This is a genomic window from Gilliamella bombicola (genome assembly GCF_900094945.1).
Classification (GTDB): Bacteria; Pseudomonadota; Gammaproteobacteria; order Enterobacterales; family Orbaceae; genus Gilliamella; species Gilliamella bombicola.
Window position 1 is genome coordinate 33,544 of sequence record NZ_FMAQ01000006.1, and the last position, 12,487, is coordinate 46,030.

The 12,487-nt window shown below is 33.3% G+C and carries 13 protein-coding genes; 10 read left to right on the plus strand and 3 right to left on the minus strand.

The annotated features are described in order from the left end of the window. Window positions 1-32 precede the first annotated feature (32 nt). A complete protein-coding gene (locus GA0061081_RS06605) occupies window positions 33-893 on the plus strand; it encodes a hypothetical protein (RefSeq protein WP_091348572.1) in 861 nt (286 codons plus the stop codon). An 80-nt stretch (window positions 894-973) separates the two neighbouring features. On the opposite strand, the gene frdD is transcribed toward GA0061081_RS06605, so the two are convergent. Beyond that, window positions 974-1,330 (minus strand): fumarate reductase subunit FrdD, encoded by a 357-nt coding sequence (gene frdD / locus GA0061081_RS06610; protein ID WP_167349321.1) that lies wholly within the window; start codon window positions 1,328-1,330, stop codon window positions 974-976. A 14-nt stretch (window positions 1,331-1,344) separates the two neighbouring features. Continuing rightward, window positions 1,345-1,740, minus strand: a complete 396-nt coding sequence (locus GA0061081_RS06615) for a succinate dehydrogenase/fumarate reductase transmembrane subunit (RefSeq protein ID WP_091348578.1) — start codon at window positions 1,738-1,740, stop codon at window positions 1,345-1,347. A 468-nt stretch (window positions 1,741-2,208) separates the two neighbouring features. Between GA0061081_RS06615 and GA0061081_RS06620 the strand changes: the two genes are divergently transcribed. The 8 genes from GA0061081_RS06620 (at window position 2,209) to yciH (ending at window position 10,959) form a co-directional block, all read left to right on the plus strand. Continuing rightward, entirely contained in the window at window positions 2,209-4,209 is a 2,001-nt protein-coding gene (locus GA0061081_RS06620) for a KUP/HAK/KT family potassium transporter (RefSeq protein WP_091348582.1), read from the plus strand. A 128-nt stretch (window positions 4,210-4,337) separates the two neighbouring features. Then, entirely contained in the window at window positions 4,338-4,970 is a 633-nt protein-coding gene (gene tmk, locus GA0061081_RS06625) for a dTMP kinase (RefSeq protein ID WP_091348586.1), read from the plus strand. A gap of 6 nt (window positions 4,971-4,976) precedes the next feature. Then, on the plus strand, window positions 4,977-5,960 hold the full coding sequence (holB, locus tag GA0061081_RS06630; protein ID WP_091348589.1) for a DNA polymerase III subunit delta': 984 nt from the start codon (window positions 4,977-4,979) through the stop codon (window positions 5,958-5,960). 68 nt (window positions 5,961-6,028) lie between these two features. Continuing rightward, window positions 6,029-7,429: an MBOAT family O-acyltransferase gene (locus GA0061081_RS06635; RefSeq protein WP_091348773.1), complete on the plus strand. Its 1,401-nt coding sequence runs from the start codon at window positions 6,029-6,031 to the stop codon at window positions 7,427-7,429. Window positions 7,430-7,614: 185 nt separating this feature from the next. Further along, window positions 7,615-8,730, plus strand: a complete 1,116-nt coding sequence (locus GA0061081_RS06640) for an SGNH/GDSL hydrolase family protein (RefSeq protein ID WP_167349322.1) — start codon at window positions 7,615-7,617, stop codon at window positions 8,728-8,730. Beyond that, complete coding sequence (locus tag GA0061081_RS06645) at window positions 8,723-9,898, plus strand: SGNH/GDSL hydrolase family protein (protein WP_167349323.1); 1,176 nt, start codon at window positions 8,723-8,725, stop codon at window positions 9,896-9,898. The genes GA0061081_RS06640 and GA0061081_RS06645 overlap by 8 nt, the downstream gene beginning before the upstream one ends. A 28-nt stretch (window positions 9,899-9,926) precedes the next feature. Continuing rightward, window positions 9,927-10,646: an orotidine-5'-phosphate decarboxylase gene (gene pyrF / locus GA0061081_RS06650; protein WP_091348599.1), complete on the plus strand. Its 720-nt coding sequence runs from the start codon at window positions 9,927-9,929 to the stop codon at window positions 10,644-10,646. After that, the gene (gene yciH, locus GA0061081_RS06655; RefSeq protein ID WP_091348603.1) at window positions 10,639-10,959 is read left to right on the plus strand and encodes a stress response translation initiation inhibitor YciH; all 321 of its coding nucleotides are present in this window, start codon (window positions 10,639-10,641) and stop codon (window positions 10,957-10,959) included. The genes pyrF and yciH overlap by 8 nt, the downstream gene beginning before the upstream one ends. Window positions 10,960-11,014: 55 nt before the next feature. On the opposite strand, the gene tmaR is transcribed toward yciH, so the two are convergent. Then, a complete protein-coding gene (gene tmaR / locus GA0061081_RS06660) occupies window positions 11,015-11,335 on the minus strand; it encodes a PTS system regulator TmaR (RefSeq protein ID WP_034910282.1) in 321 nt (106 codons plus the stop codon). A 255-nt stretch (window positions 11,336-11,590) separates the two neighbouring features. On the opposite strand from tmaR, the gene accD reads away from it, so the two are divergent. After that, entirely contained in the window at window positions 11,591-12,481 is an 891-nt protein-coding gene (gene accD / locus GA0061081_RS06665; RefSeq protein ID WP_091348607.1) for an acetyl-CoA carboxylase, carboxyltransferase subunit beta, read from the plus strand. The last annotated feature ends 6 nt before the right edge of the window (window positions 12,482-12,487 follow it).

Here is a 12,487-nt window from a genome sequence, read left to right on the forward strand (position 1 = left end):
ATCAATATGTTAATCTATTTAGCAGGTCAATTATGCAAAAACGAATATTACCTTTTTTATTAACACCTTGTTTATCACTGATGTCGATAAATGCGATAGCGTTAACTTGTAGCGAAAACCCAGCTCAAAATACAGTTGAAGCAAATAACTATATTTTTCAAATTTTGGATTATATTGATTCGCCTGCAAAAGGAATCAAGCAAGATATTAGAACTTCAACGACTCAATTGGGTAGTGATGCAAATAGTACGACAGTTAAGCACTCATTAGAATATGATTCCAATGGTCTTATTACGCAAAGCTATTATGACCTTTATTCAGATAAAGGCATCCTAGTTTATTCTGAACATTTACAAAAAAATAAATCGGGTTGGGAAAATATCATTGAAGATGTAGAAGACAAAACCAATAGCATTATCCAATTCAATACTGATGAACAAGGTAAAATTGTCTTTTCACTCCAAACTAAAAAAGCTGTCGATTTTGTTTTTATTGAAAGGGATAACTATGTGTATGACGATAACCACTGCCTCATTAATAAAAATGTACAATGGCAACTAAAAGAGATTGATGAGAACGGTAAATACACAGGTACAGATCAAAAAGGAACTTCAAGTTATACCTTTGCATATCGAGATCAACAGTTAGCTAACGTGTTGTATCAATTTAGTAATAATATGAAAAACGAGAGTGATTTTTCGTATCATTATGATGATAATCATCGGTTAACAACCATTGAGTCTTCTTATTTATCAGCAGGTAAAGAAGCGGCTCATTATGTCACTAAATTTTTAACTTTTAATGAAAAGAATGAATGGCTTACGGCAATAAAAAATAAAAATAATCAAGGTGATAAACAAACAGCTGTGACTCGAGAACTGACTTATTATTAGTCTTTAGAAATACAAAAAACGTTATTTGATTGCTAATGTTTTTTGTATTTCTCCCCTTATTTACAACTAAATAACATCCGTTACATTCGAATAAATAATATATAAACAGCATGTAATGTCCATGCTAATGCTAATCCAAACGTGAGTAACTTTTCGTGTTTGGGATAGATTTTATATTTATGCAAAAGAGTTAGAATTTGCTGTAACCCACACCAGATAGGTAACGAAATCATTAAAAATAAAAAGACTTTGCCTATTTCTGTATTGGCTATTTTTATAATATAAGATCGCGTTGCTACATCACCAAAGGAAATCATAAGCGTCATAATGATTAGCACAATAGGTGAAAACATAGCAGCCCATGTTCCTCCAAGTGTAAATAAACTTTTTATTACTTTTCCATCTGTGTTTTTTGTTTGAATTTGTTCATTTTTCATTGATGCAATACCACTTATTTCAATACAAGTAAAAATAAAAAAATCGATACAGCTAGCATAACTGTCCATAACCCTACAGTCAGTAATAATCTGTTAGATTTTTTATTAAACATTGCACTAGGAATCATTTTATAGATTAACCTAAACCAATTTATCGTATGGAAAACGCTAACCAACAATGCAATACAATTAAGCACCACAATAACAGGACTACGTAAAAAGAAGATAAAACGGTAAAACTCATCTTGCCCAAGGGTATTTGTGTGCATACATACTACACCATACATTAAAATTAAACTTACCCAAATCATGGAAAAAGGAACTAATTTGTGCATAATAGCAATTATACAGGGACGCTTTACATCGGTTTGAATAGCATCAAGGTGATTATTGTTATTTTGTTGATTCATAAATTTCTCTAGGTTGTATTACATTTTATGTTAGTTATTGTTTGGTGGGCTTATTGTGCACTGGATTATTATAAGCATTAATCTATTCTATGTCGTCAGTTTAAATTGGGTCATAATATAGCCTTTTAATATTGCAATGCTATGCAAAAAATGCGTCATATTTTAATGAGGCCATACATAGGCAATAAGTAATAAAATAGATAATCAAATAAAAATGAAGTTTAATATCGAGTAAGGTATTTTATTAGAATTTTAAAAGATTTATACCATATAAATATATTTTGACGATTTTAATTTATTCATGAACAATTGCTATTAAATAGAATGAAAAAGAAAAGTTTGGAGCAATTTTGCTAATTTTACTGTAATTGATAATTAAATGTAAATTGTCAAAAAAACTTATGTATATTATTTTGATTAGCAGTATCATTCTGAGCCTTATTGAGAATAATTTTAAGTCATACTAAAATGAACAACTCAAATCATAAAATTCCAGTTGGAATTGTCGGTATTATCAGTGCTATCGGCATTGTATATGGTGATATTGGTACTTCTCCTCTCTACGTCTTAAAGTCTATTATTCATGGATTACCTGATAATCAGTGGGCTAATCCATTCTATATTTTGGGAGCAGTGTCGTGTGTGATTTGGACATTAACTATTCAAACCACTTTGAAATATGTCATCATTACATTGCGTGCAGATAACAAAGGCGAAGGAGGAATTTTATCTTTATATGCTTTAATTCGTCGGCGTTATAAATGGACATTTGTTATTGCTATTATTGGTGCGGCGGCGTTACTTGCAGATAGCGCCATTACTCCAGCAATTACTATTATTACGGCTATTGAAGGGTTAAATGTTATTTATCCTCATATACCTATTATCCCGATCACGGTGTTTTTGATTCTTACCTTGTTTGTTATTCAGCCTTTAGGGACTGGCGCATTGGGAAGATACTTTGGTGTGAGTATGACAATTTGGTTTACCATTCTTTGTCTATTAGGGCTATATCGATTATTACCCCATTGTGATGTTTTAGTTGCTTTTAATCCTGTTTATGCTATTAGATTTATTATTGAAGCACCAGATGCTTTAGTTATTTTGGGTGCTATTTTTATGTGTACTACGGGTGCTGAAGCGCTCTATTCTGATTTAGGACATTGTGGGCTTAAAAATATTCGTATTTCATGGGGATATGTAAAATTTTGTTTAATTATTAATTATTTAGGTCAAGCAGCCTGGGTTATTTATAATCCTCATTTAATTAATGCTGATATCAATCCATTTTTCATGATAATGCCTGAGTGGTTTAGATTAATTGGTATTATTATGTCAACTTGTGCTGCCTTTATTGCATGTCAGGCATTAATTAGTGGCTCATTTACTATCATTAGCGAGGCGATGTCATTAGATCTTTGGCCATATGTTCACGTTCAATATCCTACCTTAATTAAAGGACAAGTTTATATTCGTTCAATTAACTATATTTTGTGTGCACTTTGTATTGCGATGGTACTTGGTTTTTGTTCATCAACTAATTTAGAAGCAGCTTATGGCCTAGCAATTACTTTGAGTATGTTGATGACGACAGTTTTATTGTTTTTCTATTTTATGAAGAACAATAAGCCACTTTGGTATAGTATCCCGTTAACCCTCTTTTTTATGTCGATTGAAAGTGGATTCTTTATCGCAAATATTCAAAAATTCTTTCATGGTGGTTTTGCCTCAATTCTTATAGCTGGTTTTATTTTTATTATTATGTATTCGTGGATAACCGGGAGAAATTTAAAGCGTGAACATAACTCATTTGATAAACTAGATGATGATTATTTGGCTAAAATTATTGCTGTCAGTCATGATAAAAGTATTGAAAAAATAGCGACGCATCTATTTTATTTAACACGTGCACAAAGCGCTCATGCGGTTGAAAGTAAAATAACTTACTCACTATTTGAACGAAAACCAAAACGAGCAGATACTTATTGGTTTATATCGATCAACCGTATGGATGAGCCATATCAATTCGAATATGAAATTGAAGTGTTAGTTCCATATAAGGTTTTTCGTATTGATTTGAATATCGGTTTCAAAGTAGATATGCATGTTGAACAGTATGCTCAACTCATTGCGACACGTACAGAACAGCAGAATTTAGTTAACTTATCTTCACGTTATTCTTCTGTTAAAGATCGTCGAGGTGATAGTTTATATGTAATTGTTGAGCGAACATTACGTAATGTAGATATTAATTTTATTAATCGCCCAATTTTAGCTATTTACTCATTTATTAAGCGTCAATTTACTTCGGATATTGACATGTTTGATATCGATCCCTCTACGGCATTAGTTGAGTTTGTTCCAATTGTTGTTAGTGAATATGAGAACGATAATAAAACATTAAAACAACTTATTGAGCAATCGAAAATGAGTGTTACAGGTAAGTTAGAATCGACAGATAAAGAATAACGCATTGATAAATTTAGGGTAGTAATCCCAAAAAATAAAAATTAGTGTACAATAACGCAATTTAGCGGGAAACGCTCCCCTGTGTTGGTTATATTTAAAAGTATCATAACAAATAATAGGAACTAAGCATGACAGGCAAATTTATTGTCATCGAAGGGCTTGAAGGTGCTGGTAAAACAACAGCTATTAACACCGTTGCACGCATTTTGAATCAACACAATATTGACGATTTGCAATTTACCCGAGAGCCGGGTGGAACACCTATTGCTGAAGCATTACGTCATATAATTAAAAATGGTTTAGACAACGAGCCTTTGACAGATAAAGCCGAATTGTTAATGCTATATGCTGCGCGTATTCAACTGATTGATAATGTTATAAAACCAGCACTTAAAGCCGGTAAGTGGGTTATTGGTGATCGTCATGATTTATCAACACAGGCTTATCAAGGCGGTGGGCGTCAGTTGGATAAAACCTTTATGGTAACATTAAAAGAACAAGTATTGGGTAACTTTAAACCTGATCTTACTTTATATTTGGATATCGATCCTGAAATTGGTTTGATGCGTGCAAGAACGCGTGGTGAACTAGATCGCATTGAGCAACAATCATTGCCATTTTTTGAACGAGTTCGTCAATGCTATTTAGAAATTGCCAAACAAGACAGAACCATTATAACTATTGATGCTGGAAAATCAATTGACGATGTGACTAAACAAATTGAACAAATTTTAACAAAATGGCTAACAAAACAGGTTTAATATTCAATGATTTTAAATGACTATCCTTGGCTTTCGTTACCTTATCAGCAATTAGCATCAGGAATTATACATAAGCGTGCTCATCATGCTTTGCTAATTAATTATGTTCAAGGTAGTGGTGAAGACGAATTTGTTTCAAAACTTGCAAGCCGTTTATTATGCCAAAATTCACAGCAATTAGAACCGTGCTTAAAATGTCATAGTTGCCAATTGTTTTTGTCTCACCATCATCCCGATTATTATGTAATAACCAATGAACAAGGTAAGCGGTCAATAGGTATTGATCAAATCCGTAATATATCCAGCAAAGTTTACGAAAAATCCCAACAAGGCGGTAATAAAGTCCTTTGGATAAAACATGCCGCTTTAATGACCGAAGCTGCCGCCAATGCACTACTTAAAACGTTAGAAGAGCCACCCCAAAATACGTATTTTATTTTAAGTGACGATCATAACAGCCACTTATTACCAACGATCCATAGCCGATGTTTTTCTTATTTTTTGTCTGTTCCTAAATTGGAACAATCTATTGAATGGTTAAAAAAACAATACAGCCAACAATACAGCGATAATGAACTTGCCTCGGCATTATTATTGAGCGAAAATGCGCCACTAAAAGCAGCTACACTATTAATGCCAGAAAAGTGGCAACAACGAAAAGAGTTTTGCAACCATTTATTAGAAGTTGTACCGCAAAATAATTATTGGCAGTTGGCTAAAATCTTTGATAACGAAGATTTTAGTGAACGTATTATTTGGTTTTGTGCATTATTAAGTGATGCGCTTAAAGCGAAGCAAAAAGTTGGGCGTTTTATTGTTAATCGTGATCAAGTGCCATTAGTCCGATTACTCGCAACTAATAGTAATGAGAAGCTTTCTGAGCTTTATAATTTATGGTTGCAAGCAAGAAACCAATTGTTAACAATTACTGGATTGAATAAAGAACTTATTATTTGTAATGTTCTTGCTCAATCCGAATTAGTTGATTAAGCAAAAATTAAGTGATATAAGGAGTGTTTTTATTTTCAGGCGTACGTTTTAAGTAAAAAAGGGTGACCGTGAGTTATTTATCTATTGAATTTGGTTTGCTTTTTATCGCTTTTTTTGCCCTGTATTGGGGGTGCCGTTTATCGCCTAAAATCCAAAATGGACTGCTTTTAGTATCAAGTTACCTTATTGTTGGTAGTTATAGCTGGCAATTTGCGCTTATCCTTTTTATTTATACTTGTGTGATTTATTTGTTTTCGTTGTTGATTGCGGCATCGAAATGTCATGCAAAACGATGGCTTGTTTTAGGATTATGCGTATCAATTATTAACCTTGCGTTATTTAAATATTTTGATTTTTTTCGTTATGAGCTGCAATATCTGTTTAATTTATTAAATTTTCCTATTTTATTGCCCGCTATCACTTTATTAATCCCTATTGGCATCTCATTTTATACTTTCCATTCTGTAAGTTATTTAGTTTCGGTAAAGAAGAAAGAGTTCCCGGTTGCTAAATTTTGGGATTTTGCTTTATTTTTGTCGTTTTTCCCGAGTATTATTGCAGGTCCGATTAACCGTGCTAAAGACTTTTTACCACAAATCAATGTTGCCCAACCTCGCGAAATTTTGGAGCCTTTTCGTGCATTTACATTGCTTATTTTTGCTGTTATTAAGGTTTACTGTGTAGGTGGTTTAATTAGCGAACATTGGGTTAAACCAATTTTTGCTAATCCATTAGAATTTAGTGTGATTGATTTGCTTGTTGGGCTTTATGGTTATGCAATGCAAATTTATTTGAATTTTTCTGGCTATACTGATTTAGTTACAGGTATTGCTTTATTGCTAGGGTTTCGTTTGCCAATTAATTTCAATTTGCCATATTTAGCGTTGAATTTAAGAGATTTTTGGGGGCGCTGGCATATTAGCTTATCACGTTGGATTCGTGACTATATTTATATTCCTCTTGGTGGAAATCGTCGAGGGCTTGTTCAAACGCAAATTAATGTCATGCTTGCCATGTTATTATCTGGATTATGGCATGGTGCAGGTATTAATTTTATTATTTGGGGTGCATTTCATGGTATTGGTATCGTGGTACTTAATATCGGCGACCGTTATTTAGGTAAAGATTGGATAACACGACGTTCGCCAACGGTGGCACGATTGCTAACATGGCATTATGTTTGTTTTACATGGCTCTTTTTTTATTGCGAAAGTTTGCCTGATGCCTTGGAATATTTAACCGCATTAGTGCATAACTTTTCAATACAACCTCTTTATGCAGGGGATTTTCTCGTTATTTGTTTTATCTATTTTTCCTATCCAATGTGTAAAAATTTCACTCAATGGTTTATTATACAACTAACCAGAATACCTCACATTTTTTTGCCTTTTGTTTTTATCTGTATTTTATGGATGGTTATTTATATTGCACCATCAGGTATGCCAAACTTTATTTACGCTAATTTTTAATTATGATGATATATAAAAAATCGTTTTCAAAAAATAACAAAAAAACAAAATCGAATTTGAAAAGACAACGTCATAAATCGCGGAATAAAATTACGCTTAAAAAAGAACCTCAAAAAAATAAAAAGACAAGTCCTCATTCAGCCCTTGTTATTAAACATTTATCTATCTGTTATATATGGATAACCTTGTTTATTACTGCAATAGCACTAATGGCGCTTTATTACAAATCTATATTGATTTATTGCCAGCAAGCATATCATATTCATTTATTTGATAGTAATACGTTTTTCGTACAAGAAACATCCACTCAAGTGCTTGAAAAAAGTAACAATGATGAGTTAAATTTTCAACAAGTTGATGCTGTGTTGCCTATCATTGAAAATGAAGGATCAAACTTAAACGCTCCTCAGTTTCAAAATGTACAACAACGTAATGAAATTGAAGCGATACGAAAAGTAAACCCAGAAACAGAAATAAACTTAAAAAGTGAACAACAAGACAGTATTGCAAATGGTAAATTAGACACAAATTTAAAAACACATTTAGACATCATTGAGCAAAACAAACCTACTCCTGAGCTTGTATTACGAGGTGAACCTAAAACTATGCAAGTAGATATTGAGTTACCTCATGAACCACTACCTATTGTATTAACGAGTAACGATAAAGTATTTTTTGCCGGTGATTCTTTAATGCAAGGCGTTGCACCATATGTTAAAAAAATGCTGTTTAAGCAGTATAAAATAGAAAGCCTTAATTTGAGCAAACAAAGCACTGGACTTGCTTATCCAGGTGCTTTTGATTGGTCAAAAACAATTAATGACAATCTAATTGCTGATCCTTCTATTAAATTACTTATTGTTTTTCTTGGTGCTAATGACCCTTGGGATTTTCCTGTTAAAGGGTATGCAAAATATGCTAAATTCAAATCTGAATTGTGGGAAGAGCAGTACCGTTTGCGTATTGAATCTATCTTAAATAGTGCTATAGAACATAATGTTCAAGTGCTTTGGCTTGCCGCCCCCTGTATGCGCAAAGCAAAATTAAACGAGGGTATGGTTTACTTAAATAACTTATATAAGTCTGAAATAGAAAAAGTTCAACAACACTTTTTAACAACAAATGAATTATTAGGTTGTACGTACGAAAAATTCAGTGATTTTATCGAAACCGGTAAAACAAAAATTAAAGTAAGGGTTGATGATGGGATTCATTTTACTCCAACAGGCCAAAAAATTCTGGCAAAAACCATTATGGAAAAAATAATTTATAAAGAATTAGAGGATCCCCATAGTGATTAAATTTTTAAAATATATTACAGCAGTAATTGCAATAACTATTACTGTTGGATGTAGTATTGCTGAAAGCAAAACTTCTAGCGTATCTGCTATCGTTGATTTTGGTGATCCTAATGCTAAACAATTTGCCAAACGTTTAAAATTGTTAGCGAATAACAAAAAAGCTAATCAAGTGGTTAATATTACTCAATTTGGTGATTCGCATTCAGCAGCCGACTTTTTTACGGGTGAATTTAGAGCATTAATGCAACAAAAGTATGGTAACGCAGGTATTGGTTGGATAACGCCTGTTGCTATAAAAGGGCAAAACCATACTGCAGTGACATGGAAATCTAATAGTTGGGAGGTATTAAGTAGCCGCACGTTAAGTAATTTAGATTTTCCTATGGGTGGTTTTATAGCTAAGCCTAATAAAGATTCATCTACTATCCAAATTGTACCTCGCGAATTAAATAACCAAACTTGGCAAGTTAGGCTAACCTTTAAGACGCTTAAAAACAATTCAAACTTACTAACACTTTATGATGCAAATAATAATAAACTTAGTTCAAGTTATATGCCTAAACCAAATATTTGGCAAACTACAACAGTTGTATCTAATTTACCTTTAGTTATAAAGGCTCAAAAAGATATTGAACTTGGTGGAATTTGGTTAACTCACAATCAACAATCTGGGGTTATTGTTTCATCGATTGCTACTAATGGTGCTAAGCAAACAATTTGGCAAAAGTGGGGGCAAAATTGGTTTAAAGAGCTGGGTGTATCAAAAAGTGATTTAGTTATTCTTGAATACGGGACAAATGAAAGCTTTGATGAAACACTAGATGTGAATCAATATCGAAAGAATTTAGTGAATAATATTAGGCTGATTCGTAAAACATTACCTAATGCGGCAATATTAATAATGACACCACCAGACACAATGGCGAATGAAACAGATATGCCTCAGTCTTTTATTAAAATAATAAATATTCAAAAGCAAGTTGCCAAATCTGAAAAAACCTTACTTTGGGACTGGCAAGTGGCGATGGGCGGTAAGTTTGTCATTAAACAGTGGCGTCAACGAGGACTAGCTCGTCCAGATCTCGTACATCAGACCCTACAAGGCTATAAAGAAAGTGCTCGCATTTTTTATGCAGATTTAAATGAATTTATTAGAAAAAACAGCTAAATTTTTTATTAAAAGGAATAAATGAGTTATGTTATCACCAATTATCGTTGCAGTTGATTTTGCGGACGTTAAATCAGCATGGAATTTTATTGATCGAGTGGATCCTAACGATTGCCGTCTTAAGATCGGTAAAGAGCTTTTTACACATGCCGGACCTGATTTTATCAAGCAGATTATGAAAAAAGGGTTTGATGTTTTTTTAGATCTTAAATTTCATGATATTCCAAATACTGTTGCAAAAGCAATTGTAGTAACTGCCGATCTTGGTGTTTGGATGACTAATGTACATGCTAGTGGTGGTTCGCGTATGATGAGTGCTGCTAAAGATGCGCTTTATTCATATGGTAAAGATGCGCCAATTTTGATTGCTGTGACAGTATTAACCAGTATGGAATCAACAGATCTTCAAGAAATTGGCATCAATGTATCGCCTTTAGAGCAAGCGACTCGATTAGCAATACTTGCTAAAAACTGTGGGCTTGATGGCGTGGTATGTTCAGCAAAAGAAGTACAAAGTTTTAGAACACGTTTGGGGGCTGATTTTAAATTGGTAACACCAGGTATTAGACCTGCAGGTACTAATCCAGATGATCAACGTCGTATTATGACACCTCAACGAGCTCAAGCGGCAGGTTCTGATTATTTAGTTATTGGACGCCCAATTACCCAAGCAGAAGATCCAGCCAAAGCGCTACAAACAATTTTAGCAACACTTGATGCAAGTAAGAGTGAGTCACATTATGTCTAGTAATCAACTTGTATATTCAACCGATAAAGGTCGAATTAAACCTGCTGAAACTGTCATCTCTCGTCCTAAAGGGGATGGCATTATTCGAATTCAACGACAAACATCAGGCCGTAAAGGAAAAGGTGTTTGTGTTATTACTGGGTTTGATATCGATGATGCTCAATTAATACAGTTAGCTGCAGAATTAAAAAAACGTTGTGGTTGCGGTGGTTCAATTAAAGATGGCATTATTGAAATTCAAGGTGATAAACGTGATTTATTAAAGTCATTGCTGGAAGATAAAGGATTTAAAGTTAAATTAGCAGGAGGGTGATTTATCACTAAAATAGCGTCAATAATAAAAAAGACGCTATTTATAAAATAGTATTTTAGTTAGAGCGATAACTACGCATTTTTTTGCTAATTTCGCGACGTTCTTTCGAAATTTCAGCATTTTTAATAATATAATCATCAACACGATCATCATAATCGCTTTTCATATTAGCAATAATCGCTTGAAGTTCTTCATAAGTCATATCGGGCTTAATATATTCACTTAAGTTTTCAAGTAGTAACACGCGTTTTTGGTTGTCACGAATCTTTTTTTCGTTATCCGAAATTTCGCGTTTTAATTTATTTAAACGACGCGATAAACGAATGTATTCTAGTACGTCTTGAAACGATGGTGCAGTTGATTTTTCCTTGTCCATCTATAACCCCTTATTTCAAAAAATGGAAAATAAATTTTTACCAATTATATACCAATAATTTTTTAAGGTCATATTAATTATATTTTAAAACGTAAATGATATTTTTAGTATTAACTGTTCTATTTTTATGCCATGTTTTCTCACAAAATTTATTTACAAAATAAGATAAAAATAAAAACAACTATTAAGAATTAGAATAAAGTATTGTACAATAGCCCCCAAATTTATAAAGAGTGCCAGAATGCGAGAATCATAATGAGCTGGATTGAAAAAATTCTTAGTAAAAATAATATATCGTCAGATCATAAAAAGGCGAATATTCCCGGTGGGGTTTGGACAAAATGTAGCAACTGTGAACAAGTTATTTATCAGGCTGAACTTGATCTTAACTTAGAAGTCTGCCCAAAATGCGACCATCATATGCATATTCCTGCCCGTGTGCGTTTGTACCGTTTTTTAGACGAAGGTTCAGATGTCGAAATTGGCTCCGATCTTCTGCCTAAAGATATCTTAAAATTTAAAGATACTAAAAAGTATAAAGATCGCTTAACAGCTGCACAAAAAGAGACCCATGAAAAAGAAGCAATGGTTGTAATGAAAGGCACATTGTTTGGTATTCCTGTCGTTGTCGCTTGTTTTGAATTTGCGTTCATTGGTGGGTCAATGTCTTCTGTTGTTGGTGCATTATTTACGCGTGCTGCTGAACAAGCCATTGCAGATAAGTGTCCGTTAATTTGTTTTTCAACAAGTGGCGGTGCGCGAATGCAAGAAGCGCTATTTTCGTTAATGCAAATGGCAAAAACCAGCGCTATTCTTGCTAAAATGCAAGATGAAGGTTTGCCTTATATTTCAGTAATGACCGATCCTACCATGGGTGGCGTATCAGCAAGTTTAGCAATGCTAGGTGATATCAATATTGCTGAACCTAAAGCGTTAATTGGTTTTGCAGGGCCTCGAGTGATTCAACAAACTGTGCGTGAAACATTACCAGAAGGATTTCAGCGCAGTGAGTTTTTACTTGAAAAAGGCGCAATTGATATGATCATTCATCGCAAAGATATGCGACCTAAAATTGCCAGTTTAATAGCAAAATTAATGAAACTAACCGATCCGTTTAATGATGTTATCTTTAACGAGACAGTTTAATTGAGC